Here is a 26148-nt window from a genome sequence, read left to right as displayed (position 1 = left end):
ATGTTTCGTTCTGAGTAAGGTTAACAAGTCATTTTCTAGTGGATCTAGAGGAAAACCTGCTATCTTTGCTTCTTATCACTGGGAGTGATCAAATCATGCTGTTTTTTTCTTTTGATTTTGCTAATCACCAGCAGGAGTAGTAATAGTGTGGTGCTTACAACTAGCAGCACCCACAAATCCTGCTGGTTTGCTTTTTTTGCGGCATTTGTTTCATTTTCTTCATTGTAAGGAACCCTTTTGCCGCGAACCAATAAACGATGGCTATTGACCATATAGGGTGTGCAGGTTAGTAAGGTGACATAATCACTGCCTTTGACAATTTTTAGTGCTTCGGTATCATCAGGGGCGACCGTTTTAATCTGATCTATTTGATACGCCAACGTATCATCAAACGTTTCGATATAAAACTCATCGCCGATCTGCAGCTTAGGCAGATCCGTAAAGAGGGTTGCACTCGTTAACCCACGGTGTCCGCACAAAACTGCATGGGTATCTTCACCACCTATTGGATACGAAGCGCCCTCCAATAATGTTGCTCCTCTTTTTAACAACGTATCGGTGGTTTGATCAAAAATCGGGAGAGCGACACCAATCACGGGGATCTTTAAAACGCCGATCGTATGTCGTTCATAGTAATCAGGTGTATCGCCTGATTCTGAGTCCCTTGTTTCTGATAAATCTTGCGTTTCTTTGATTCCAGGATTGCTGGGATGCTGTGCCAGCTCTTGATTTACTCGTTCCAACTGGTTCCTTTTTTGTTGTTTTTCTATTTCACTCATTTTTTTAGCTTGGCTTTGGTAGTAGCTGATCAACTGTTGATCCAAAAAGGTGTTGAGCTGATTACTTACAAAAGGATAACTGATGATCAGAACACCTAGCAGCAGCAGAATACCCATTAGAACATCCAACAAAGTCACTTTTTGAGTAGGTACTTTCGTGCCATTTCTTTTCCTTTTGATTGTCATCGTGCATTTTCATCTCATTTACTTACCCTTTTTTCCGTTTAACAAAATAACACCCAGCTAAACCAACGATCACCACTCCGATGGCGCCCATTAAATACGTGCCGGCACCACCAGTTGCCGGTAAGGTTCCTTTGCGGCGGTTAGGGACTTTTTCTGGATCTCCCAATTGCTCTTTCGTTCCATAAGACGTTTCATGTACTTCAAAAGCGATGCGATTTGTTAGCAGTACATAATTTTTTGGTGCTTTTACTTCTTCCAAATAGTAGGTGCCAAATTTTAACCCGATGATATCAACTAATCCATCTGTCCCTGTGGTAAATTTCGTCGCTTCATCCGCTGTTTGCACCCAAGATACCTGTTTGGTTCCTTCTTCGATTTTCAGGTAGTTGGCATCATCACGGTCTTGATCCCGTACAACAAAAACTGCATCTGCCAATGCTTCGGTAGCGGTCACAGCCCCATCGACTTTTAAGAACCGTTTGCCCCCTGTCAAAACTTCCACGCTTGGAGGCGTTTGATCCGTCATGAAATCCGTTTCTACATTTGCTTCATTCGTAAAGCCATTGATAGGAATAGCCTGTTCATTTAAATACATATAATACACAAAGCGCAATTGATTTCCCGGCGTTAATTGCGGCACGAATTCTGGATTGATAGTTACCGTAAAGCCATGCTCTTTTTCCGTTACTTGGTAATTCGTCGCATCGATTTTCTGCTCTCCATCATACAACGCATAGCCCGTTTCTCCTTCAGCTGTATTTTCAAAAGTTAATGCTGGATCATGGGCATCGATCAATTGAAAATGTTTGTATTTGTTTTCTGATCCTACTTTATCTTGAATACCTGATGGGATATTGACCGTTAGGTGATATTGGATTCTTTCGCCGATCTCTACGTCTTTGCCGTCTAATTGTGGTGTTGTTTTTGTAACATTTGTTGTGTCATTCTTGATTGTTAGCTCAACAGTAACGTTACTTCCTGAATCAATCGAGAAATCCTTGATTCTTTCTTCCTCGATTAAGGCGGCTTGACTTGGGGCTTTCGTTTCCTCTAATTGATAGGCGCCTGTTTCTAGTTGCGCAATCTTTAGCTGTCCTTTTTGGTTCTCACTCACATCGATACCAGCGTCTCCAGCAGCATATTTTTTGCCTGTCAAAAAACGGTACGCTGCCTGTTTGTCAGTTGTCCATGTATAAAGTCCATCGGCTGCACTTAAGATGTATTTCTTGGTATTTTCGCGTCCTTCTTGCTTTGAAACAACAAATTCTGCATCATTCAGTGGTTCGTTTTCCCCCGTTCCTCGCTTATTCACAAGGAGCGTTCCTTCATTTGTGACGATATTTTTCGGATAAAGATGGATCGTGTCTAGCTCTTCTTCTCCATAAACATATGAGCCATCAGCTTGTTGGATCATTTCATATACGGGAAAGGCGATCACCATATTCTCAGCAGTTGTAACGCCGTCTTTAGGGGCTTCTACAATGGTGTAAACTGCATCCCGATCGGCTTGTTTTTTCGGCAATTCAAAAACCAAATCACCGGCTGCATCTGTTTTCCCGCTAGCTATAGGGGAACCAGACGTCAAGGTTTGAACTTGACGCTTGGCTTCTTCAACGGATGCCCCTGCAGATCGTTTTTCATAAAATGCTGCTGTCACATCATAGACAGAAAAAGTGACATCGGCTAAGCCTTGGTATTGATCAAACTCTTCCATATCAGTCCCACTATTTTGAATCAATGAACCTGGCAGATTGACCATTTTCTTTTTATGGAGATGGATCTGTGCCAAATTGCTCTCTGCAGACACTTGCTGATTTTTTGTTCCAAAAAAGACAAATGGCAAAAGTAAAAATAGGAGACAAACCATTTTCGTATGATTAAAAATCTTTTTCATTGTTCTTTCCTCTCTTCTAAATTTTTTTTCGTTTTTCATTCGCTAATGGAAAAATTACTTTAATGAAGGCTTATCTTTGCGCTTAACGTGCAAATAGCTACCAGCTAAAAGGACTAGCAGACTTGCTGAAAGAATGACCATCCATCCATGCCAATTCCCTCCGGTTTCAGGAAGAGACACTTTCACTTGATTGGTTACGATCAATTCTATTTGATTGTTCTTTTCTCCAGAAACAAGAAGATTCGGTAGTCGTTCTTCATCGATAAAGACCTGACCATCCTCTTCAATCTTGATTTGGACAGGTGCTGTTAAACCTGCATAGCCTGCGGGTGTACCAGTTTCTTCCAAGGTATAGCTGCCGGGTGTGAGATCTTGGAAGTGAAATACCGCTAGTGCTTCTCCGTTTTCAGGCAGTTCGACAGTCCGTCCGTTTCCACTTAGCCGGAATTTTGCCCCCTCAAGTGCTTGTCCCAGTTCATCCTGTTTATTGACCACCAAATCAAAAGGTTTTAACTGATTGCCATGGGTAAGGGTCCAACAGTTGGCATCCCCGTCGACATTTTCCCCTTGATACTGGATTTTTCCGTCTGTACCAACGACAAATTCATAGTCACCGGCAACCGTATCATATCCGAGCGGACCGGCTGTTTCTGAGATACGATAAGCGCCAGGCTCAAGGATCGTAAATTCAGCCATCCCAACATCATCCGACGTTTCTGAGGCGATTTCTTGATAATCCCCTCCTGCTGTTTTTTGTTGAAGAGAAAAGACAGCGCCTGCTAACAATACTTGCTGCTCATTTTGCAACGAATATTTTCGAATAGCGACTGGAATTTCTGTAAACGGATTGGTAATCTCCAGGATAATCGTATGCTCGACCAGTGTGACAGGTTGTCCATCAATCGTCGCATGCCCTTGCTCATCAATATGGATCAGCCACTCTGTTTGCTTAGCCAAATGATGTCCCGCCGGTGCAGTGACTTCCTTTAAACGATACGTCTGACTTTTTTGCAACGTAGTATCTGCTGGCATCCCGTACGTTCCATCCCCTTGATCCACAAGGGTTACTGTCTTTCCAGCGCCCGTCAATTCAAAAACAGCACCTGTCAGCTTCACCTCTCCTACAGCGGATTTTTTGATCAGATTTAATGCGAGGGGCACAAACGTCTTTGTGTTTTTCCATGTAGAAACGTCCACTCTTGTCGACTCGTAGCCTGATACTGCCAGTTCATTTGTGACTTGATAATTAAACGTTTCTCCTTGATTGTTATAAAGCGGCAGTAGACGGGTTTCTTCGTAATCCGTTCCATCCTTTTCAGAAACCGCGGAAACCTTGCTTCGTTCCCAACTTGTCTGATCTTGTGCATCGGTCTCAGTAAGTTTGAGATATCCTGTTTGCCAGCTCTCCTTGCTAGTAACTGGGCTTCTGCTTATTTCAAAATAGACAGATTCTGGGCGACTTGACGTATCGCCATCGTATTCCTCCCAGACTTTTTTGATCGTCAACTCCTTCCCAGCTGCTTTGGCAGATGGCACACCAAACAATGCCTTTTGATCGGACTGATGATTCGGATAAAACACCGTTTCTCCATTCATTTGATACCAAGTATCTGGTTTAAAATCCGCTGCTTCCGTTTGAATCCGCACTTGATAATGAATTTGCAGTTCCTGTCCTTCGCCTAAATAAAGACCAGAAGCATTGAGTGTATTGTCAGATATCGTGACCTCAGGCTGCACCGTTAGAACAGCAGAACCGACACTTTTGATGGACAAGCTATTTTCTTCGTATAAAAATGGCTGCGAAATGGGGTCAGTAATCTCTCCATCAGTGACTGTCGCCGAAATATGAAGGGCTTTTTTCTCGAGATAGTCGGCAATATCCGCTGCTTCATTGGCTGACTCATAATAAAGATGCCCCTCTTCATCAGCAGAAACCATCTGTCTCATTTTGTTCTCAACATCGTCCTTTGTATACCCAGCTGTTTGATCCCCTTGCAGTTGAATCCCCAATCCGTGAATCTCAATCCCGCGCTCTTTTAACGCCATCGCCTCACCGATCGTGGCGACAAACGTATTGTTGATCCATTTAGAGTTACCGTACTGATCAGATGCAAAATACCCGTTGTAGAGATGTGAAGTATTCATCGGCTGGTCTTGAGAAAGAGAAAAGGCGGTTCCATAATAACTACCATCTGCTTGTGTATGCACTTTGGACACATGATAACTGTAGGTCGGCACGCCATCTGTTAGCAAAACGATGACTTTCTTATGTCCATTTTGCGTTGATAGCATCTCCCCAGCTTGGCGTAGCCCTCTTTGGGTAAAGGTCCCCCCAGCTGCTGTTTCTGGCGTCATCGTTCGGATCGTCTCTTTGACTTCAGAAAATTTTCCTAACTGGCAGGTTTTGTTTTGGTAATTGTTACCATCACTGGAATAACCGACATAGCCCATGTAGACACTGTCTTGAATGCCGCTTCCTTCAATTTGATTCAAAAAGCGATCCACACCTTTTTTTACTTCAGTGATGCGTCCCATCTCATTCATACTCCCTGACCAATCCACTACCAACACAACATCGATCGGATCAATTTGGCGTTGAACATTCCCTCGTACATTTAGGTAGACATCAAACAGTCCTGGAGTATTCGTCTCTTTTGCAAATTTCCGTAAAGCAAAATCCGCTTCATCTCCCACACCACCATACTCAATATACGAGTTGGTCAAATTTTCTGGATCACCATTCCATGTAGCTACGCCATCCCAGGTTTCGCCTGCATCTTTGTTCCCCTGATGATTTAAGACATTGCTCTTTTCATCGATTTTCCAACTAGCTGTGGGATAGGTTCCATTCTGGTCTGTCGTATAATCTGGTTCAATCGAAGCAAAAGCCTGTGAAACGGTCGTTTTTTGATAAAGACGTTCTTGTTTAAACGGTTCAATGAGTGTTTCGTCTTCAGAAGAACTTGTCGTTGTTCCTGTTTCCTTTGTCTCTTCCTGCGTTTCTTCATTCGAAACACCTTTTGAGTCTTCATTCGACACTTGTTCCGAAGTTGACTCAGTGCCGGTTTCTGCAGCTTGTGAATCAGTTGAGCTGACTTCCACCCTATCTGAGGAAGCAGATTCTGTCGCAAGCGGAATGTCAACTATCAATTCATCCAAAGACGCCAATTTGTGCGATTCTTGATTTTCGTGATCATATTCTTCAATCTGAATCGCCAACTTCAGTTTTTTTGTTTCACTAGGTAGTTGAAACGTTACTTCTTGTTCACAGGGTGTTTGCAAGAAGTCTTGTGTTGTTAGCCAAGACTGCGCGGATTCATCCTCAATAAAAACCACCTCTTTGTTGTTCGTTTTCGTTAGCGGTTGTTCTTTTGTTTCATCAAGTGCATATAATTGCAGCCAGATGCGTTGCTGTTTGTTTTTTTGTGATAGCTGATATCGTAAAGTAAATTGATTGCCCTCCCGTTGACCTGTCAGCTTGATCTGCTCCGTTTCGGTAATAGCGATCGTATTTTCTTCTTGTGCACTTGCTGTCCCATTTGTTTGCAAACTCGAATAAATGAAAAATAATATCCCCCCTAACATACAGAAAATGAAAGAGAACCAGTGGTGTCTCTTTGTCAAAAACATAAAAAGACCTCCTTTCAAAGAATCAAAAATTACAAGCTGATGATACAAGAAAGAAGCGAAAGACACCTCTTTTTTTTATTTTCTGAAAAACAGGAAAAATTTACGCATCTGTAGTTATTCATAAATAAAAAAAGTTTTTTATTTCAAAGCGGAACCAATTAACCAACGTTATTTAATAACTAAAAAAAACTAGCGTTTTTCACATGCGATTTCTATTTTTGTTCTTTATGAGACAGCTCTGGCAAAAATTTGTCTCAGTTTTTCTAAAAAAAAGCAAAAGTTTTGAGACGTGTCTTTACACAGTAATATAAATAAGTTATTAATAAAATAAGAAGGTGATCATTTGATTGAAAAAATACTCTTAGATACCCGAGCATTAGACAAAATCGGACTCTACGGAAAACTACTATCAATTGCTCCGGGTGAATACAACATAGAGTTCGTGAAAAATCTGACCCATTTAAGTGCAACGAGATTGAAAAGTTTACTTTCCTCGATCCAAGAGGACCTGCAAAACCTCTCCCCAGTAAATCTTTCATTACATAAAAACACCCTTAGTCTCCCTAAAAATTTGATTGAATACAATCAATATCAGCAGTTTTTAGCCCAAGAAAGTATTTCTTATAAAATGTTGTTAAGTATCTTGACCAATCAAGATGAAAGTTTGCTGGCATTTTGCCAAAGAAACTATATCAGTCGTTCGACTTGTTTCCGACAAACTAAAAAGCTTCAGGATCATTTAAAGGAATTCAACGTAACCTTAAATCAATCCGCCATGACGCTTATCGGTTCAGAGATGGTGATTCGCATCTTATTGTTTAATTTTATCTGGCACATTTCTTTAGGGGATAGTTTGGTGAAGGCCTTTGACCAAGAGATCGAAGAGCTTTTTGTTACCTATGAAGGAACGAAATACAAAAGCAAGTATGAAATTGGCAAAAAAGAAGCCTTACTTCATTGCAAGATTTGTCTGTTTCGTTTAAAGGATGGTCACAAGACAAATCTTTATCAGTTAACGAACCGATCATTTATCCCCAGTGGTGAAAAGCTTGATTTCTTCTCTGCTTTCTTTATGATCATTGATTCAGCAATAGACATTCTTGAGATCAATTCTTTGTTCTTTCTTTTTTATTACTGGCCGATGCTGACTTCTGCCAAAGATGTGCGTCTTCCGATTGTAACGGATTGTTACAATCACGAAAAGCTAGAATTAAAAGAGCTGATGACTGAGTTTGAAGAACATTGCCAAAAATTTCTCTGTGATTTTGACTTCGACCATCAGTCGTTCCTTTATATGAATACATATCTTACGTTGTTGAAGTTCTGTATATTTAAGCAAAAAGTCCCCCTTTCGAATTTTTTCGAAGCAAATGTCATTAAGGATAAATACCCATTACATACGATTTTGACAAATACCATTCAAAGTTTTTGGCGTAAAATAGCAAATCGTAAAGGTTATGAGTGGTTAAAAACCTGTTATACCGATCTTGCTTTTTATCAAGCCTGTTTGCTTTATCCCATTTACATTGAAAAGGAACAAAAATATAAACTTAAAGTTGCTTTTGTCTATGTATCTAACTACTTGGTTTCCATGGAAGTTTTTAATATATGTGAACGGTTGCCCTACGTTGAAATTGAACGGATCACGCTGCCAACTGAAGAACCTTTTGACTTTTATATTTTGAGCTCACCACAGCTTTTACCCCCTTTTACAACCGAAGAAAACTCGGCGATCATTGATTTTTGTCGCTATCGTGATTTTGAAACGAATTTATGTCAGAAACTATCGAATGCTTTTAATGAAAAAATAAAAAAATTAACAGCAATTAGTGACTAAACAAACGCTTTTTTCGATGCTAACCATTTCCCTTTGGAAAAAGAATAAAAAGCTAGACAAAATCCCCCCTTGGAATCAACGGATGATTCCAAGGGGGGATTCATTATTTAATTATTTATTGATTTTACACAGACTAAATCAATCGAATATGAGTCAATGGATAATAAACAAAACGAGCATTGCCTAAAATGGCCTCTCCTGATATTGGTCCAAAGGAACGGCTATCTTTGGAGGCACGTCGATTGTCTCCAATGACAAAGTAACTATCTTTCCCTAATTTCTCAACACCTAATAAAGATTCCAAATCAAAGTCATTGGTGTAAGAGACAGACTCGTGATCATTGCTGCGGTTCTTCACTAGAAAATCTTCATCTACCGGTTCATCATCAATGTAAAGCTGATCATTGACATATTTCACTGACTCACCCGGTAAGCCAATCACCCGCTTGATATAGGTCGAACCATCCGGCAACTGGAAAACAACGACATCAAAACGTTGGATGGGCGAAATCTTCTCAATGACCACCATGTCTCCTTGTTTTAAGGTTCCTTCCATCGAATTTCCTTCAACAGGAACTGGGATCAACAAGAATGCCCGAATCAAGAATGCTGTTGCAAAAGCGATTAACGCATATTTCACTACTAGCCAAAAACGATCAACCCAGAATTTTTTCGCCTCCACACGTCTGCCTCCTCTCCAATTTTTCACTTAGTTTATTCTTCAGAAAGCAAGGACAGTGCTTTTAAATATGCTGGGTCCTCTGCTTTGAGTTTCTCCGTTACTTCTTTTTCGATCGCTTGGGCAGTGTCTGCATCGACTTCCCCAGTCACTTTTAAATCATGAGCCTCTTGAAAAGTCTTCACTGCTGCGGTCGTCTCATCATTGAAGGTATCACCACTAGTGGCATACCCTAACGCTTTAAGAAATTGATTTAGGTTATTGACTGCCGTTGATGATTGTCCAGCTTTTAAGGCATTGTCCCGTGGTAATGGCGGGAAATACGCATACTCTGGATAGTCCTCTTCATAATCCGGCATCACACCTTGATCATTGACCCAATTTTCATCCGGTGTCAGCCATTTCATGACCGTCATTTTTAATTCACTATTATCCCCCAGATCTTTCACGTTCTGAACGGTTCCCTTGCCGAAGGTTTCTGTACCAACAACTGGGATATCCGCTGATTCTTGCAAGGCTGCGGCAAAAATCTCCGATGCAGAGGCACTGCCTCCGTCGACTAAAACAACGACCGGCTCTGTGACTTTGAATCCTTCATCCAATGCTTCGCTCGCTTTGGTCTCACTGACCACCCCTTGATTGTTGGCAAACTTCACGATCGTTTGGCCGTTTTCTAAAAACATACTTGCCATGATCTGTACTTGGTCCAGCAATCCGCCAGGATTTTGTCTTAAATCCAAAACAAACGACTTTGCGCCGGCTTCTCGCAGTTCGGTGATGGTTTCTTTCAACTCAGCTGCTGTGTTTTCACCAAAGGAAGTAATATCGATACGACCGATTGTGTCATTATTTTCAGCAATTTCTCCATGGACTGTTTCGATTGGGATCACATCACGAATGATCTCCACATCAAAGGTGTCCTGATCACGTTGAATCGTTAAGGTGACTTTCGTCCCTTTTTCACCACGAATCTTTCCCACAACTTCAGATAATTCCTGTCCTTGCGTATCTTCACCGTCTACCTTGACGATTCGGTCATTGATCCGCAGACCACTTTTTTCAGCAGGCGTATTTTTTATCGGCGCTTGTGCGACTTCTGGATAGTCTTCAACGATTGACAAGGTAGCACCAATCCCTTCAAAACTTCCAGAAAGTGATTGTTCTAAGTTATCCGCATCTGATTGGTTCAAATACGTCGTATAAGGATCATCTAGCGCATCAGTCATCCCTTGAAGGGCACCTTCTATCAAGGCATCCTCATCAACTTCTTGGTAATAATTCGCAAGGATTTGGTCATATAGCGACTGGATTTTCTCCATTCCGCTGGCTTCTGTGGTCGTTTCTGTCACCGGTTGCGTCGTCTGCTGATTTTGCTGAGCCGTTTGCCATAAATAGACACCACCTCCTGACAAAATTGCGACACAAACGAGAGAAACGATATATCGGCTCGTCGTTAAACCTTTCATTCACAACACCTCTCTGAGAAAAAACAGCTCCGTTCTGCGGATTTTATGCAACCATACAAAACGAAGAATAGTTTTTTTATTTGTTATTTTCGAGATACTCTGCCCAAATACGATCAAAAATATCCATGGATGGCAAATAATCAACATTTAGTTCCAGATAAGAAGAGACTTCATCATAGTCATCGCTGTGCTTCGGAAACTGGATATCATGACTTGCATGAGTAGCAAAGATCTGGGCCTCATCTGTATGACTCGGTCCTTTGACTGCCATTAAATAGGTATAAAAACTTTTACGCATGTTCTTGCTCCCAATGATTTTCTAAAAAGGCTGCTCTACGGGCGTGATTGCGAGCAAAATTCTCAGGATTCTTTTTGTAATACTCTTGGTGCTCTTCTTCCGCTAAATAAAAAGGTTGGGCTGGTTCGATCGTGGTCACGATCGGATCGGTAAATCGACCGGAAGTCTGAAGCGCCTCTTTGCTGGCTTCGGCTTTTTTCCGCTGCTCTTCATTAAAATAGAAGATAGCCGGACGATAATTGTCGCCGCGATCTTCAAATTGACCAAAAGCATCTGTCGGATCCGTTTGCTGCCAATAGATCGTCAAAAGGTCTTCATAACTGATTTTTTCAGGATCAAAAATGATTTCCACTGCTTCTGTATGCCCGGTTTGATGGCTTTTGACCTCTTCATAAGTCGGATTTTCGGTATGTCCTGCGGTATAGCCGGAAAAAATTGAATGCACCCCTTCTAATTCATCAAAGGGTTGGATCATACACCAAAAGCACCCACCGGCAAAAATTGCTCGTTCCATTATTCATCCTCCGTTTCAGCTGGTAAATATAAACTCATTTGAATTTCATCATCCACAAGATTGATTTTGTTGGCTTTGATAAACAAGCCATTTTGCATACGGAATTGATCCAAACGTATCAAAATGATTTGTTCATCGGCATTGACATCGATCCAATCAGGAAATTTAAAACTACGTTTGATCATTTTCATTACTTCACTGGTGGGCAGATCCAAGGTGCCGATTGATAAGCTTTTGGCTTTCAATTGAACGTTACCTTCTTCGGTCACGTAAGGATCAAAATAGAGATAGAAGGTGATAGGAAATCCTAATACTTGAAACTCTCCCGTCAACAATGCCTCATTTCTTAGCTCAAAATTATACTTGACCTCTTGATCTTTTTGAAAATCAGACAGATAAAAATCAATCAATTGGTTGACCTGGCTCTTGTTGCTGTTAACGGTCAAAACAGGACTGCCCTCCCGTTGAACAAGTTCAGCACTTTCATTTAAGCCGGTTTCTCGCTGTTGAAAAATTCTTGAAGCAAAGAAAACCGTCGTGCCTAAAAGGATACCGACCAACACTAGAAAAGCAATTTTCCAGTAGTTAATCGATTTTTTTTTCGTTGCAGCTGTTTTTTCCGGCTGCTTCGTTGATTCGCTTGGTTTCATTTTGCTTCCTCCTCTAGCAACCAATAATTTTGCGTTTTGATCACTTCATCGCGAACGGCATTCGCCATCAGTTGATACCCAAGATTATTGGGATGGAAGCGATCGCCTTCATACAAAACATTGTTTGTGATATTATTCCCGACAGTTTGCGATGAATCAGTTGTCGTTGAAGTACTGCTTTGTGATTCGTCCGAAGCTGTCGTCGATGAATCAGATAAGCGTTCTGTGTCCGATGATTCGGCAGTTTTCTCTGATTCCCCTTCTTCTGTATCAGCAATACCGACCTCATCACTTAACCCTTTATAGAGCAAATCGTTGATAGGAATAAAAAAGGCATTGTCTTGCTGATTGACGAACGTTTCCGTTTGTTTATTCCAGTTATCAATGATCGTCTGCATATCCGTGATTTCTGGGAAATTCAGATAAAATGGATTGTAGATGCCCAAGACATAGATTGGTGCATCACTATTCAAATCGCGGATTTGAGCAAACAAGTCTTTTAAACGTTCCTGGTAATCTTCCATCGGTTCCGTAAACGTCTCAATGCTCAAGCCGAAGAAATTGCTCTGAATCACTTTTAGTACGTCGTTACCGCCGACAGTCAAGGTAATCAAATCCGCTTGACTAAGATCTTGGCGTAAGTCTTCATCGTTTTTCACTCGCTTTAAAATCTGATCGCTTCTTTCACCAGCGACCCCATAATTTTTAGTTACCAAATTGCTCAAATCATAGCGATCCTCTAGATCCCCAGCCAAAATTGGCACAAAGCCACCACGAGCTGTTTCATCACCAACCCCTTCTGTCAAGGAATCCCCAAGAGCGAGATATTCAATGGCGGATTTTTTCGAATCATTGGCTGCTAGCTTGTCCACAGGGGTCAGCAATGGTTGGGCTTTGGGAACAGTAAAATGAAACAGTAAGCCAGTTCCAATAGCTATCAATCCCACAACGAGTAGATAAGTTACTAATTTCTTCCATTTCACAGGTATTCAAACTCCTTTGTAATCTTTGCTATTTTAACAAAATTCTCATAAAATTCCTAGTCGCAATCCTTCAAACTTAAGAAAGAAAACAGCTACCTGCCAAAGAGTCGACAAGCAAAGGCAGCTTCTTTTTTTGTTTTTTCTTCCTGACAGCTTGTCATACGCCAAAAAGCGATTCGTCATTAAACGAATCGCTGAAAGAAAACATGCTTTTTTATTCCGTACTATAAGTAATCGCAAAGGCACCTTTACCTGTGTGAGTGGCGATGATCGGTGTCGTGTGCAACAAGGGGATATCCAACTCGGGGAATAGTTCCGCTAATTCCTTTTGGAAACGTTCTGTGATTTCTAACCCTTCAGCATGAGAAATACCAATTTTCGTCACTTTAGGCATACTCTTCAGTTCAGCTTTTAACTCTTCAAACCATTTATTGAAGGTCTTGACACCACGTCCTTTGACGACTGGAATCAGTTCTGAATGATCAAAATCCATAATCACTTTCATGTTCAGCAAACTCGATAAAAGACCTTTGGCACGACTGATACGACCGCCTTTTACTAAGTTTTCTAACGTTGAAACGCCGATAAATAATTTCGTATGCTCACGCACCAAATCCACCTCTGGTAAAACTTCTTCTAGTGTCTTACCGGCTTTAGCCAATTCTGCTGCCCGAATCACTTGAAAAGCCAACGCTTGGTCTGTCGTGTCACTATCGATCACGGTGACTTTAGCTTTTGATAAATGACTGGCTTGACGAGCCGCTTCCACGGTTCCGCTAAGCCCTTTGGTCATATGAATCGATAGTATTTCACTGCCATCTTTGCCTAATTCATCATATAGTTCTACAAAATGACCGATCGGCGGCTGGCTAGTTTTAGGTAATTCTTTGGCTTGCGCCATCATTTGCATAAATTTTTCTCCCGGCAGCGTTTCATCATCTGGATAAACGACACCATCGATCATTACAGATAAAGGCACGACATGGATAGCCAAAGCATCACGGACACTTGGTTCCATCGTACTGGAAGAATCTGTCACAATTTTAAGATTTGCCATCATATATTCACTCTCTCTTTAAATCAAGTCTTTTTTCGTGGTAAAATAACCACAGACCATTTATACTAAGTATAACAGAGAGAAAATTTTTTTTCATCTAATTTCGATTCGAAAGGACGGTGCCGAATGCAGCACATGAAGTTTAGTCGCAGATATTTGATCGTCAATGAAGTATTAAATGCAGTAACCCACGGGATCGGATTAGGACTGAGTATCGCAGGACTGGTCATCCTCTTAATCAAGGGGGCAAATCTAGGGTCACCTATCCACATCGTTTCCTATGCCATTTATGGGTCGATGATGATTTTGCTCTTCCTCTTTTCTACCTTATTTCACAGTTTGATTTTTACCAAAGCAAAAAAGGTCTTCCAAGTCTTTGATCATGCCTCCATTTTCTTGCTGATCGCCGGAAGCTATACACCTTTTTGCTTGCTTAGTATCCAAGGCTGGCTTGGCTGGTCACTCTTTGTCTTGATTTGGCTACTAGCAATTAGCGGCATCGTTTATAAGTCACTGACTCTTCATAAAAAAGAGACTGTCTCAAAAATCTCCACCCTGATCTACATCATCATGGGCTGGCTATGTGTCGTCGCCTTCAAACCTCTGATCGAACATTTAGGCTACTGGGGAACATTTTTACTAGCAAGCGGTGGTGTTTCTTATACTGTAGGTGCGCTATTCTATAGTTTAAAATCCGTTCGATTCATGCATGTGGTTTGGCACTTATTCGTTATGTTAGGTGCTGGACTGATGTACTTCTCCGTCTTGTTGTATACCTAAAAATGAAGCATTGCTTACAAACAAAGAACAGGAAACTTTCGCTGCAGAAAGCTTCCTGTTCTTTTATTTTCTATGATAAAATTCAAATTGATGGGGGTAACGGTTCTTTTCATCGACGATCCCATCGATCACATGATCAAGTTTCCATTGCGTCCAATCAATCTCTGGGAAATACACATCTCCGTTAAATTCCGCATCGATCACTGTACGGTACAATTGATCGCAATCGTCAATCATCGCTTCAAAAACACCCGCTCCACCAGTTAAAAAAACGGGATGCTCTTGTTGCTTCACATACGCTAAGATTTCCTCTCGGTCATGCATCACTAACGCGCCGTTGGCTTGATATTCTCGATCACTTGTCAAAACGATCGTCGTACGCTGCGGCAGTAATCTTTTTCCCATTCCTTCAAAGGTTTTGCGCCCCATTATAATCGTATTATTGATGGTTTGCTCTTTAAAAAATTTCAAATCATTTGGCAAATGCCACGGCAACGTGCCATCTGCTCCGATCAAACCCTTTTGATCTTGTGCCCAAAGTGCGATCAACATAAAAATTACATCCCTTCTGTATAAAATGATTCAGAAATAGTAGCAGCAACCTGCAGCCGCTGCATCAGCTGAACAGCTGATTCATGCTCAAATGGATCTTTGTTGCGTTCATCAAAGCGCAAGCCATCACAGGCTTGGTAAACAATTGTGCCGCCGCTTCTTTGGACATTTCTCGGCCATTCCCCATCGTTTAAACGCGCGTTGTTGTTTTTCAGCAAGGTCGGTATCAGGGAGATAGGAAAGAGAGCACTACCAGCTGCGACATCAATTTCTTGTATTTGAAAAAAGTCAGCTGCGATCTCGTTGATCAAGCGCTCCGTTCTTTGCCACGTTTGCGGATGACTCGCAAACGCCCTTGCAGTTCGCCCTAGGATACAATACGTATTCTCTGGTAACGGCTGTTTGCTTATTGCCACAAGTTCTTCTGGATACGTCTCGATCCAAGTCACTACGCGATCAAAATCACAAATATGCAATGAATCCAGCATCGGTAAAGTATGCTGTGCCGCAAAAATAAGCCTTCTGCGGGCATCCGCCGCCCCTTTTGCTGGTATAAAAATGGCAGTGCACTGCTGATTTGATCGAATGGCTTCTTTTAGCTCCGGCACTGTTTCCTCGGATACGGATAGCCAAACTGCATCATAGTGCTGATGCAAAAAATCAATGCATTGATCAATGAGCAATGCATGAATCGATCCAGCATGTCTCTGATGAAAGGTCGCCGCAAAGCCTCGTTTGTGGGTATTTTCCATTACGCCTCATTCCTTTCTTTATGAAATGAAACCAAACAACCACTTAAACTGCGATCGGTGCTTTGATTGTTGGATGCGGATCATACCCTGCCAGGGTAATATCTTCCATTTCAAAATCAAAGATTGACTGTTTTTCAGGATTTAACTGTAAGCTTGGCGCCGGACGTACCGAACGAGTCAACTGTTCCTTCATCTGTTCTGTATGATTACTGTACAGATGAGCATCACCTAATGTATGGACAAAATCTCCGACTTCTAGTCCAGTTTCATGAGCAATCAGGTGCGTTAATAGCGCATAACTAGCAATATTGAAGGGAACGCCTAAAAAGACATCGGCACTGCGTTGATATAACTGACAGCTTAAGCGACCATCATGAACATAAAATTGAAACATCGTGTGACAAGGTGGCAACGCCATCGTCGGTACATCTTCTGGATTCCAAGCAGAGACGATCAAACGACGAGAATCTGGCGTCGTCTTGATCATGTCGATCACTTCTGTGATTTGATCGATAAACCCGCCCGTACTTTTTTCCCAATGGCGCCATTGGTACCCATAAACGTGTCCCAAATCGCCGAAGGCTTCAGCGAAAGTATCATCAGATAAGATTTTTTCACAAAACTGTTTCAACTCGTGTTGGTACTGTTCATTGAAAGCTTCATCCACTAGGGAACGACGGCCAAAGTCCGTCATGTCAGGACCTGTGTAAGCATCACTTTTAATATAGCGCTCAAACGCCCATTCATCCCAAATGTGGTTATTATGTTCTAGGAGATAACGAATGTTGGTATCTCCTTTTAGAAACCACAATAATTCGCTTTTGATCAAGCCAAAAGGAACTCTCTTGGTTGTCAACAATGGAAAGCCTTGGGACAGATCAAAACGCATTTGGTGACCAAAGACACTGCGTGTTCCCGTTCCTGTACGATCACTTTTATCATTGCCTTCTGCTAATATTTTTCTTCCTAGATCTAAATATGCTTGTTCCATCGTTCTCTCCTTTACTCTACACAAACTCGCTCAAATATTCCCAACGATCCATTTTTTCTGCAAGTTGCGTTTCAACCTCGCTGATTTCTTGCTGTAATTTTTGGAGCTTGGTAAAGTCAGCTCCTTGATGATTCATCTCTTCAGTCAAAGCGGCAGCTTTTTCTTCTAACGCCGCGATATCATCTTCAATTGTCGCCCACTCTTTTTGTTCCATATAACTCAGTTTCTTTTTGACAGGCGCTGCAGCAGACTCCTCACTATCAGCAGAAAGTGAATCGTTTTTTGATTCTTTTGGCTCTAGTACACTTGAACTAGCTTTATTGGTATTGGCTGCTAGGTACTCATTAATGGAACCAAAGTAGGACTTAATCCTGCCGTCTCCTTCGAAGATCAGCAATTTTTGGGCAACTTTATCTAAAAAGTAGCGGTCATGGGAAACAGTGATTACTGCACCTGGGAATGTTTCCAAATAATTTTCCAAAATCGTCAGGGTATCAATATCCAAATCGTTGGTCGGTTCATCTAACAAGAGAACATTTGGCTGCCCAATCAATAGCTTGAGCAAAAATAGGCGTCGTTTTTCCCCGCCAGACAGCTTGCCGATCTTAGTGCCGTGCATGGATCGCGGAAACAAAAACTGTTCCAGCATTTCTGCGACACTGACTTGTGAGCCATCCACTTTTTGCACTTCCTCGGCTGCTTCTTGCAAATAAGCAATCATTCGCTGATCAGGGTTCATCGCTTCAATCGTTTGCGTATAATAAGCCATTTTCACAGTCACGCCAATCGTCCGCTCCCCTTCTTCTAAAGGCAGGCGACCAGCTAAAATATTGAGCAACGTAGATTTGCCCGCACCGTTTTCTCCTGTGATCCCTAAGCGTTCTCTTGATTGAATCAACAGATCAAAGTGAGACAAAATCGTTTTGTTTTCAATCTGGAAACTCGCATCTTTTAGCGCTAAGACTTGTTTGCCTAAGCGTGTCGTAGCAACATCAATGGCCACTTCGCCGTTCCGTTTTACTTGATGTAGGTTTTCTTTTAAATCATCGAAACGATCGATCCGTGCCTGTTGTTTCGTTGTACGGGCCTTCGCTCCGGTGCGAATCCAAGCCAACTCATGTTTGTATAACTGCTTGCGCTTGTCTTCTTGCGTCTCCTCCACTCGTTCTCGTTCTGCTCGAGCATGAAGATACGTCTCGTAATTGCCTTGATATTCATGCAGCTTGCCAAAGGACAATTCAAAGATCCGGTTAACGACTCGATCCAAAAAGTAGCGATCGTGGGTCACCATCAATAACGCACCCCGATAATTTTTTAGATAGCCTTCCAACCATTGGATCGCATCATAATCTAAGTGGTTAGTCGGTTCATCCAATAACAACAGGTCTGGTTCATCGATCAATACTTGAGCCATAGCCACTCGTTTCTTTTGACCTCCAGATAACTCACTGACCTTTTTCTTTAAATCACTGATCCCAAGTTTTTGGAGGATAATTTTGGCTGTTGTATCTGTGTTCCAAGCATCCGCTTTATTCATCGCTTCTTCTGCCAATTGATAATTGCGCTGCGTTTGTTGATCCATACCATTATTTTCTAAAGCAATCAGCGCTTTTTCATAGTCGCGAACAACGCGGATCAGCGGACTGGTCCCTTGAAAAACAGCATCTACAACGGATAATTCTTCTTGTAGCTGATTGTCTTGCGCTAAAAAGCCAATTCGATAATCTTGACTAGCAAAAACAGTTTGGCGATCACCATCTCCACGATCCAAACCTGCTAAGATTCGCAGCAAACTTGATTTCCCCGTGCCATTGACACCGATCAAACCGATCCGATCTTTTTCATGTATCAGAAAAGAAAGCTGATCAAACAGTGTTTTTTCACCGTAAGTTTTGGTTAAATCACTTACTTTTAATTCTTTCACAGAATCCCTCCTGAGTTTTTTCTTCGCTCATTGTACCACATTTCATCCGAGGAAACGATGAGAGAAAGGAGCAGTTTTTGCAATAAAAAAGAATGCCTTCGTCAGTTTATTCCCTCTGATCATCGATGTTGATCATCTTTTAGGAATAACCTGACGGAGACACTCCATAAAACGTGCATCAAGTTGCGCGCCTTTTGAGACATATTATCGGCGGAACATCCGCTGTTTCGGTTGTTCTTCCGCTCGAGACATCGCATACGATTCTAACAGATTGACATTGCGTCGGTACTCATTTGCAGAAATCGTTGAAATTTTCTCAGCCACTTCATATTCATCGATCGTCTTGCGCTCAAGATAATAGCCCCAAAGGACTTTCTTAACAAAAATCGGGTCTTGCTCAATCATGATCGTTTCAATGAAATTGCTATGTTCAAACCGTTTGATGCTCATTTCTCGTTGACGAATAAAGAAATTGATCAGCGAGGAATCATAAACATCTTCTAAATTGCTCAAACTGTGAAAAATGTATTCGCTGTTTTTTAAGTAGATTTTTTGTACTTCAGAAATGTCTCGTTGTTTCAAGGCATCTTTCAGTTGCTGCTGCCGCTGTAAAAACAAACGTGGATGGATCAGTACACGAATAAAACGCTGAATAAAGAAGAGCCAAAAACTAAAGAATGAGAGAATTTGTTTTGCGAGGGAATGCTGCTGCTGAGAAATAAAGCGTGAATAAAAACGATAGCCATTTAGGCTGACTTTCCCATTTCGATAAGCTTCATCCAAGCCGTCTTGTTCGATCGATAAAATCAATCCTTGAATTTCTTGGATTTCTTGTTTTTCTGAATCAGTCAAACTATTGCGATACAATTCCCAACGACGATTTTCATAGGAATTGATGACAGCATCGATCGCTAAGCGACCTTTATCAGAAAGCTCTTGTTTTTCTTCTGCTTCCAATTGTTCGATGACGTCTTCTAAGATCAGCAAGTGATTGAAGTCGACACTTTCGGCAGCTTCACCATCTGCCAAATAAGGTAAGACCATCACGCTGATGATCAATGTCAGCAAAATTACACAGGCGGTCAAAAACAGGAGCAAGCTCCGTTCCTGAAACGGTGTATCATGCACCATCACCGGTAAAATGAAGATGGCTGCCAAACTGACTGTTCCCTTGACGCCACCAAAGGTCAACAAGGCGACTTGATTCATGGATACTTGTTTTTTTGACTGTAAGAACCAATAATAAAATAGTAAAAAGATAAAACGTACGAGGAAAATCACCGCTGTGACGACTAAAATCGTGATGACTAGATGCCAGTTTGCATAGTTTTTGCTTTCCCAGATCGGTGAAAAGACTTGTGACAACTCGATCCCTAGAAAGAGAAACACTAATGCGTTCAATGTAAAGACAATGGTCGACCATGTGCTTTCCGAAATGTTCGCTAATTCTGCATCAAACAACGAGATCCGGCGTTTTCTTTGGGCTTGGGCTACACCTGCCACAACTGCTGCGATAATCCCTGAGACGCCAATCATTTCTGCCAGCAAATAGGCAGCAAATGGCAAGAGCAGTTCAATCAATAAGTATACTGTGACATCTTGTGCCGAGATTTTTTCAATAAAACGTAAAATCCGGCGTTTCAGCCATACTATCAAGTAACCGACAAGCCCGCCACCGATACTAGAGAAAAGAAGTTGGAAGCCTGCGTTGGCTGCTGAAAAACTCCCGGTAGTCAAAGCCACGATAGCAAACTGTAATGCGGTAACCCCCGAAGCATCGTTCAGTAAGCCCTCGCCTTCAAGAATATGCATAATGTTTTTGGAAATTTTCAAACGCTTTGCTAATGAGGAGACTGCCACCGCATCAGTTGGTCCTAACGCAGCCCCGAAAGCGAAGCAAGCAGCCAGAGGTATCGTCGGCATCAACCAATGGAGGGTTCCGCCGACCGCAAACAGCGTCATTAACACGCCACCAAAAGCCAAAAACAGCACGATCTTGCTGTTTTTTAGGATCTCAGGTACATCTGCTCGTTCCCCTTCTCGAAATAGCAATGGACCAATGATCATTACTAAAAACATTTCCGGTTCAAAGGCGATCTCTTGACCCATTTCTGTAAGACCTAATAAAATTCCTAAGATGATTTGAATAAAAAAGATCGGTACTGAGGGCAATATTTTGCTCGCCACATTTGATAATGTGACAAGAATTGCAATGATAATGACGAGTTCAATAAATTCCATCCATTACCCTCTTTTCTTTCGAATGGCTAATAACAGCTCAAGAAAATCTTCTTTTTTTAAAAGGATCTTGTCGTTTAGAAGACCTAACTCCTTTTCGTTATTTTCAATCTCGCATTGGACACGCCGTGATTCCAAGCGATATAAATCGTGTTTCATTCGTTCAAATTTTCGGAAAAGCAATGGATTTTTCCGTTGCAAATAATCCCGAATCTCCTTTTTTTCAGCTGGTGTAAATTGTCCCAACTGCTTCATTAGTTCTTGCTTACTTAAACATTCCTTGTTCATAATTACGTTTTTTACCCCTTTTATCATCAGTTTATCTTTTTATTTAACGTGCAAATCAAAATTATCTCTTGACCGCTAGTATTCTAAGCCAATCATTCAAAAATAGCAAGTCTTTCTCACTAAATGTTGGTTTTCTATCAGTTTTCTTATAAAACAAAAAAACCGCAGTCTTCACTGCGATTTTTTATGCTTATTTCATATATAAGTCGTAGTAAGCATCCATGATCTCTTTGGCGATTTGAATATTTGGATGGGTATCTGTGTCGCCTTTTAATTGAGGCATTACGATCGCAATCGCAATATCCGCATCACTGCTTGGCCCGTAGGCAACGATGTTTAGGTTAACTAAGCTGATGGTATTGCCATTACTATCCACAATTGGTGTTTCGGCAGTACCTGTTTTGGCAGAGACCTCCATTTTCGCAGAAGCCAAGCCTTTGGCAGTTGCCCAAGCATCCGTTCCATGAACTGCATCATAAAATCCATTTTGAACAATTTGCATTTGAGCATCTGTTAAACCAACTTCATTCAATACCGTTGGTTCGATCTCTTCAATCAGTGAGCCAAGACCGCCAGTTTCATCATTGCCGTAAATACCGTCGACGATATGAGGCTGCAATCTTTTGCCACCATTAGCAACGGTTGCTGCATATTGTGCCAGCTGCAACGTGGTATAGGTATCAAACTGACCAAAAGCCAAGTCAAGGATCTTCCCACCATCACTGACGGGGTCCATATTATCGATCGATGTGCTGATACCAGTCGCTTCTCCCGGTAAATCGATCCCAGTTTCAGTTCCCATACCAAAAGAGGCAAAAGATGAACGTAGTTTTTCATAGACATCCCCTTGACGATCCACTGTTGGAATCGAGATACCTGACTGATAATTGATGCCCATCAAACGTAAAGCGACTTGCATCATATAGGAGTTAGAAGAAACTTCCAACGCCTGCTCCGCAGAAAGGTTACGATTATTTGCCCCAGTTGGATTGAAAATCGAGGCTTTTACATCGGAGCCAATTCTGATTGGTTGATCCAATAACACTTCATTGCCATTTAAGACCCCATTTTCCCAGCCAGCAGCCAAAGTCCCTGCTTTGACAACGGACCCTGGTACAAAGGAATTAATGAAGGTACCAATGGCATTTTCCTGCAATTCATTTGAACCTGTGTCATGATGATAGCCGGACATTGACAAAACGCCGCCGGTTTTTGGATTTAACGCCACTGCGTAAACCCCTGGAGAATATTCTGCTGCCCCAGAATCAATCAGTTTTTGGAAATTGTCTTGCAAGATTTTATCAACTCTCGCTTGAAACTCAGCATCTAATGTTAATACAAGGTTATCTCCTTTTGCCCCAGCAAAGGTTTCTTTTTGACTTTCAATATTATTATTGTTATCAAGGGAAATCTCAGAAATGGATTTTGTGCCTTGTAAGACTTCTTCATACTGCTGCTCTAAATAACTACGTCCAACTCGATCATTACGAGCATAGCCTTTTTCTAAAAATTCATCCAAAACTTCTTCCGGAATCCCTTGTTCTTCACTGGTCACCGTTCCGATCAAACTAGCCAGAGAACTTCCTTCAACGATGTTTCTCGTCCAATCGGTACCGGTGGAGATTCCCGGTAAATCGACCATGTTTTCAGCAACAATAGCTAATTCACGGTCAGACACATCCGACGTCTTAATAAAGACCGTACTCAAAGATTGGGCGCTATTCATCCGCTTAAAAATCGTGGCTGCTTCTAATTCTGCATCAGAGAAATTGATTTCATCTTCTGTCACTTTATCAACGGTTGCCGCATATTGTTCAGAAGTACCTAAAGAACGCTCTTCATCACTCAATCGGTCAGTTGCTGCTTCAAGATTTTCTTCATCGGCCAACCAAAAGTCCTTAAGATCACGATCAGACAAGTTTTTGTCCACAGGTACTTCGATCAACTCGCTCAATTTTTTGGCCGTTTCTAACAAATCTTGAGCGGTCATTTTGTTTCCGCGGGTAAATGTGATTGCTGCATTGGCTTGATTTTCCACCAGCGCTTTTCCAGAAGCGTCATAGATCATTCCCCGAGGGGCGCTTCCTTTGACTTCCACTACAGATGAAGCTTTCAACTGCTGCTCAATATTGTCGCCATTGACGATCTGTAGATAGCCTAATTGAACGATCAAGGACACAAACAAAGCAAAAATAATAAAAAACAAAAAGTTCAATCGAAATGGAACATGAGATTTGCGATACGATTTAGCCTTTGGTTCTTCTGGCCCCTTGCGTATCCCTTGGACAACTTTATCTTTCAAATTCTTCATCTCATCTATCCTTCCAATCTATAATGACTACTGTCCTATTTTACCAAAAAATTCGATTCGAAACAGAAAAAACAAAAAATATCCATTAATCCTTAGAAAAAACTATAAAAATTAGCGTGAATCCGAGTAAATGTTTCACAGTTTGAATGTTTCATTTTCATTCTTTCATGAAAAAATTGTTTTTTTATGCTTTCTTATGTTTTTTCATTTGATGGTTTCGTGAAACAAGATTTCCGTTGGTGCTTTTGTGGAAAACTAAAAAGCAGGAGGACTTTCGGTCATCCTGCTTTTTAGGCTTCTAAAGAAACTAGCTACTCTCCAGTTGTTGAGTTTTCTTCTGAAAAGGTCAGACTGTCGTCGTATAACTGATAATTAGGCGATCCGTTAGTAAATTCGTCGCCTTGGGTCAAACCCTCGTTCGTCGGAAGTTGCAACTGCTCCTTTAATAAATTTTGCGTATGTAACAACTGATTCGTCCCCAATAACTGATAATACACTCCACCAATCAGTTGCCCTTCTCCTTGGAGTTGCTCTTGTTTGATGGTCGTAAAAGCAGGGATATAATTGGTAGCGATGTCCATCATATCATTCCACGTAAGATCCGTCTTCGAATTCTTTTCAACCGCCTTAAGAATCTTTTTGTAATTACTGATACCATCCAGGCTCATAACTTTTTGAAGAATTTTCGTAACCACTTCTCTTTGCCGTCTTTGGCGACCGATATCCCCTTCAGGATCTTGTTTTCGCATTCTTGCATAAGCCAAACCTGTCTTACCATCTAAAGTAATTCGCCCTTCAGGGACATGAACACCTTCTAAAGTAAAATCGATAGCATTTGTCACCTCGATGCCCCCAACTGCATCAATCAGATCCCGCATACCCTGCATATTGATCGTCACATAATGGTCGATAGGAATGTCCAAAAGATTTTCAACAGAATCCATGGCCATGGCCTCCCCACCAAAAGCATAAGCATGATTCAGCTTATCGATCGTATTGTACCCAACGATTTGTGTGTAAATATCACGGTCAAGGCTAATGATCGTTGACTGTTTTTTTTCTGGATTGACCGTCACCACCATCATACTATCCGAACGACCTTGTTCGGTTCGCCCTAAAGCCCCAGTGTCGATTCCCATTAGCAAAATGGAAAACGGATCTCGATCTTCAATGCTGATCGCTTCCTCTCGTTTGTCTGTTTTCCGATCAACAGCGTGAGAGATTTGATTAAAAGTGGCATTCGTCTCTTGATAAACCTGCATCCCGTAGATCGTTACTCCAATGATTCCAACCACTAACACGACTAAAATACCTAAAATTACCTTTTGATATCTCCGCATCTTACACCTCGCTAATAAAAATTCACTCATCAAATAAATTTTCCCACAAAACGCATCTTTCAGCAATCGCTATCATGCATCAACTTCATATTTAATCCTTCCGTAACTTCTTTGAAATAAACAAAAATAAAGTGTCCCCTCTAAGTTAGAGGGGACACCGCAAATAGTCTTTTTTAAATATAATCCACAAAACGAGCGCGGAACTTCATATGCAAATGACTTCCTAGAATAAGAAGCATCAAAGTTAAACACCAGAAGATAAGTGTATAAGTTGTTTTTTCCCAAACCCATGCACGAGAAAGGAAAGCATCACGAAATCCTTCGATTAAATAGTAAAATGGATTCAAGCGAAGAATCTTGATTAACCAAACAGGCATATTTCGGTTATTAATATCCCAAATCGGACCAGAAACATAAAATAATAATCTCAAAACAGACTGTAGAAAAATATGATAGTCACGTATCAGTACTGTTATGGTCGCATTCAATAGACCAAAAGCAAATAGGAATATGACCATCGCAAGAAAGTAATAAATAAATTGTAACCAATAGATGCTTGGTGTCACACCTGCTATGAATAACGAACCTACGACGATTGCCACCATAGGAATGTAGGATGACAAATTACTTATAATATTGATCGATGGTAAAATGCTTACTGGGAACTTCATTTTTGCTACCATTCCAACTTGTCGGTGAATACTATTAGAAGCGCCTAGTACAGATGCATTAATATAAAACCAAGCAGTGATCCCAATCAGCATCCAGATAATAAAAGGAACGCCATCAATTTTTCTATTCCCGTTCACTCCTAACCCGAAAACCAAATAATAAATACCGATTTGAATCGCAGGATTTAATATTTGCCAAGCTAATCCCAAATAATGGCTCTGATAAGTAGCCTTATCCTCATATCGAGACATCCGGAATATAATTCCCGCATGCTTAAATTGTTCTTTTATAACTGCAGCAATCTCTTTCACAAACTTCTTCCTTTTC

The 26148-nt window shown here is 41.2% G+C and carries 21 protein-coding genes; 2 read left to right on the top strand and 19 right to left on the bottom strand.

All coding sequences use genetic code 11. The features are described from left to right. Positions 1-59: 59 nt before the first annotated feature. Genes IGJ74_RS07085 through IGJ74_RS07075 form a run of 3 tightly spaced genes read right to left on the bottom strand, consistent with a single transcriptional unit; the run spans position 60 to position 6489 of the window. A complete protein-coding gene (locus IGJ74_RS07085) occupies positions 60-965 on the bottom strand; it encodes a class C sortase (RefSeq protein WP_086338076.1) in 906 nt (301 codons plus the stop codon). 22 nt (positions 966-987) lie between these two features. Continuing rightward, entirely contained in the window at positions 988-2859 is a 1872-nt protein-coding gene (locus IGJ74_RS07080; protein WP_218193339.1) for a SpaH/EbpB family LPXTG-anchored major pilin, read from the bottom strand. A gap of 54 nt (positions 2860-2913) precedes the next feature. Next, on the bottom strand, positions 2914-6489 hold the full coding sequence (locus IGJ74_RS07075; protein ID WP_218193340.1) for a SpaA isopeptide-forming pilin-related protein: 3576 nt from the start codon (positions 6487-6489) through the stop codon (positions 2914-2916). 343 nt (positions 6490-6832) lie between these two features. Here IGJ74_RS07075 and IGJ74_RS07070 point away from each other — a divergent pair, with 343 nt between their 5' ends. Continuing rightward, complete coding sequence (locus IGJ74_RS07070; protein ID WP_086372724.1) at positions 6833-8326, top strand: helix-turn-helix domain-containing protein; 1494 nt, start codon at positions 6833-6835, stop codon at positions 8324-8326. A gap of 133 nt (positions 8327-8459) precedes the next feature. Here the strand turns inward: IGJ74_RS07070 and lepB are convergent, their stop codons facing one another. The 7 genes from lepB to IGJ74_RS07035 all read right to left on the bottom strand — a co-directional run bounded on the left by lepB (position 8460) and on the right by IGJ74_RS07035 (position 13973). Next, positions 8460-9008, bottom strand: a complete 549-nt coding sequence (lepB, locus tag IGJ74_RS07065; RefSeq protein WP_086299602.1) for a signal peptidase I — start codon at positions 9006-9008, stop codon at positions 8460-8462. A 32-nt stretch (positions 9009-9040) separates the two neighbouring features. After that, entirely contained in the window at positions 9041-10471 is a 1431-nt protein-coding gene (locus tag IGJ74_RS07060; RefSeq protein WP_218193341.1) for a S41 family peptidase, read from the bottom strand. 76 nt (positions 10472-10547) lie between these two features. Continuing rightward, positions 10548-10769, bottom strand: a complete 222-nt coding sequence (locus IGJ74_RS07055) for a YozE family protein (protein ID WP_005236867.1) — start codon at positions 10767-10769, stop codon at positions 10548-10550. Continuing rightward, complete coding sequence (msrA, locus tag IGJ74_RS07050; RefSeq protein WP_005236868.1) at positions 10762-11283, bottom strand: peptide-methionine (S)-S-oxide reductase MsrA; 522 nt, start codon at positions 11281-11283, stop codon at positions 10762-10764. Before msrA ends, IGJ74_RS07055 begins: the two co-directional genes overlap by 8 nt. Then, the gene (locus IGJ74_RS07045; protein WP_005236869.1) at positions 11283-11933 is read right to left on the bottom strand and encodes a YpmS family protein; all 651 of its coding nucleotides are present in this window, start codon (positions 11931-11933) and stop codon (positions 11283-11285) included. The genes msrA and IGJ74_RS07045 overlap by 1 nt, the downstream gene beginning before the upstream one ends. After that, a complete protein-coding gene (locus IGJ74_RS07040) occupies positions 11930-12916 on the bottom strand; it encodes an SGNH/GDSL hydrolase family protein (RefSeq protein WP_086317054.1) in 987 nt (328 codons plus the stop codon). Before IGJ74_RS07040 ends, IGJ74_RS07045 begins: the two co-directional genes overlap by 4 nt. Positions 12917-13130: 214 nt before the next feature. Beyond that, positions 13131-13973, bottom strand: a complete 843-nt coding sequence (locus IGJ74_RS07035) for a DegV family protein (RefSeq protein WP_034872242.1) — start codon at positions 13971-13973, stop codon at positions 13131-13133. A 126-nt stretch (positions 13974-14099) separates the two neighbouring features. Here IGJ74_RS07035 and trhA point away from each other — a divergent pair, with 126 nt between their 5' ends. Beyond that, entirely contained in the window at positions 14100-14753 is a 654-nt protein-coding gene (trhA, locus tag IGJ74_RS07030; RefSeq protein WP_005236874.1) for a PAQR family membrane homeostasis protein TrhA, read from the top strand. A gap of 63 nt (positions 14754-14816) precedes the next feature. On the opposite strand, the gene IGJ74_RS07025 is transcribed toward trhA, so the two are convergent. The 9 genes from IGJ74_RS07025 to IGJ74_RS06985 form a co-directional block, all read right to left on the bottom strand. Beyond that, on the bottom strand, positions 14817-15305 hold the full coding sequence (locus IGJ74_RS07025; protein WP_061053953.1) for a dihydrofolate reductase: 489 nt from the start codon (positions 15303-15305) through the stop codon (positions 14817-14819). 5 nt (positions 15306-15310) lie between these two features. After that, positions 15311-16057, bottom strand: coding sequence for a hypothetical protein (locus tag IGJ74_RS07020; RefSeq protein ID WP_061053952.1), 747 nt, complete (start codon positions 16055-16057; stop codon positions 15311-15313). A gap of 43 nt (positions 16058-16100) precedes the next feature. Continuing rightward, positions 16101-17048, bottom strand: a complete 948-nt coding sequence (locus IGJ74_RS07015) for a thymidylate synthase (protein WP_218193343.1) — start codon at positions 17046-17048, stop codon at positions 16101-16103. 16 nt (positions 17049-17064) lie between these two features. Continuing rightward, entirely contained in the window at positions 17065-18972 is a 1908-nt protein-coding gene (locus IGJ74_RS07010) for an ABC-F family ATP-binding cassette domain-containing protein (RefSeq protein ID WP_061053950.1), read from the bottom strand. A 204-nt stretch (positions 18973-19176) separates the two neighbouring features. After that, positions 19177-21213, bottom strand: coding sequence for a cation:proton antiporter (locus tag IGJ74_RS07005; protein WP_086317044.1), 2037 nt, complete (start codon positions 21211-21213; stop codon positions 19177-19179). Positions 21214-21216: 3 nt separating this feature from the next. Beyond that, positions 21217-21498 (bottom strand): hypothetical protein, encoded by a 282-nt coding sequence (locus IGJ74_RS07000; RefSeq protein WP_008379625.1) that lies wholly within the window; start codon positions 21496-21498, stop codon positions 21217-21219. Positions 21499-21688: 190 nt separating this feature from the next. Beyond that, a complete protein-coding gene (locus IGJ74_RS06995) occupies positions 21689-23809 on the bottom strand; it encodes a peptidoglycan D,D-transpeptidase FtsI family protein (RefSeq protein ID WP_008379624.1) in 2121 nt (706 codons plus the stop codon). Between the two features lie 311 nt (positions 23810-24120). Then, entirely contained in the window at positions 24121-25149 is a 1029-nt protein-coding gene (locus IGJ74_RS06990; RefSeq protein ID WP_218193344.1) for an LCP family protein, read from the bottom strand. Between the two features lie 173 nt (positions 25150-25322). Continuing rightward, positions 25323-26132, bottom strand: coding sequence for an ABC transporter permease (locus tag IGJ74_RS06985; RefSeq protein WP_086299611.1), 810 nt, complete (start codon positions 26130-26132; stop codon positions 25323-25325). Between the last annotated feature and the right edge of the window lie 16 nt (positions 26133-26148).

Source organism: Enterococcus sp. AZ009, from assembly GCF_050548785.1.
Classification (GTDB): Bacteria; Bacillota; Bacilli; order Lactobacillales; family Enterococcaceae; genus Enterococcus_D; species Enterococcus_D entomosocium.
This window is presented reverse-complemented; position numbering and strand designations above follow the sequence as displayed.

Excerpts from the sequence above, each read along its gene's own strand:
- IGJ74_RS07085 (WP_086338076.1), bottom strand. The coding sequence starts at position 965 with ATGACAATCAAAAGGAAAAGAAATGGCACGAAAGTACCTACTCAAAAA.
- IGJ74_RS07080 (WP_218193339.1), bottom strand. The coding sequence starts at position 2,859 with ATGAAAAAGATTTTTAATCATACGAAAATGGTTTGTCTCCTATTTTTA.
- IGJ74_RS07075 (WP_218193340.1), bottom strand. The coding sequence starts at position 6,489 with ATGTTTTTGACAAAGAGACACCACTGGTTCTCTTTCATTTTCTGTATG.
- IGJ74_RS07060 (WP_218193341.1), bottom strand. The coding sequence starts at position 10,471 with ATGAAAGGTTTAACGACGAGCCGATATATCGTTTCTCTCGTTTGTGTC.
- IGJ74_RS07055 (WP_005236867.1), bottom strand. The coding sequence starts at position 10,769 with ATGCGTAAAAGTTTTTATACCTATTTAATGGCAGTCAAAGGACCGAGT.
- msrA (WP_005236868.1), bottom strand. The coding sequence starts at position 11,283 with ATGGAACGAGCAATTTTTGCCGGTGGGTGCTTTTGGTGTATGATCCAA.
- IGJ74_RS07045 (WP_005236869.1), bottom strand. The coding sequence starts at position 11,933 with ATGAAACCAAGCGAATCAACGAAGCAGCCGGAAAAAACAGCTGCAACG.
- IGJ74_RS07035 (WP_034872242.1), bottom strand. The coding sequence starts at position 13,973 with ATGGCAAATCTTAAAATTGTGACAGATTCTTCCAGTACGATGGAACCA.
- trhA (WP_005236874.1), top strand. The coding sequence starts at position 14,100 with ATGCAGCACATGAAGTTTAGTCGCAGATATTTGATCGTCAATGAAGTA.
- IGJ74_RS07025 (WP_061053953.1), bottom strand. The coding sequence starts at position 15,305 with ATGTTGATCGCACTTTGGGCACAAGATCAAAAGGGTTTGATCGGAGCA.
- IGJ74_RS07020 (WP_061053952.1), bottom strand. The coding sequence starts at position 16,057 with ATGGAAAATACCCACAAACGAGGCTTTGCGGCGACCTTTCATCAGAGA.
- IGJ74_RS07015 (WP_218193343.1), bottom strand. The coding sequence starts at position 17,048 with ATGGAACAAGCATATTTAGATCTAGGAAGAAAAATATTAGCAGAAGGC.
- IGJ74_RS07005 (WP_086317044.1), bottom strand. The coding sequence starts at position 21,213 with ATGGAATTTATTGAACTCGTCATTATCATTGCAATTCTTGTCACATTA.
- IGJ74_RS07000 (WP_008379625.1), bottom strand. The coding sequence starts at position 21,498 with ATGAACAAGGAATGTTTAAGTAAGCAAGAACTAATGAAGCAGTTGGGA.
- IGJ74_RS06995 (WP_008379624.1), bottom strand. The coding sequence starts at position 23,809 with ATGAAGAATTTGAAAGATAAAGTTGTCCAAGGGATACGCAAGGGGCCA.
- IGJ74_RS06990 (WP_218193344.1), bottom strand. The coding sequence starts at position 25,149 with ATGCGGAGATATCAAAAGGTAATTTTAGGTATTTTAGTCGTGTTAGTG.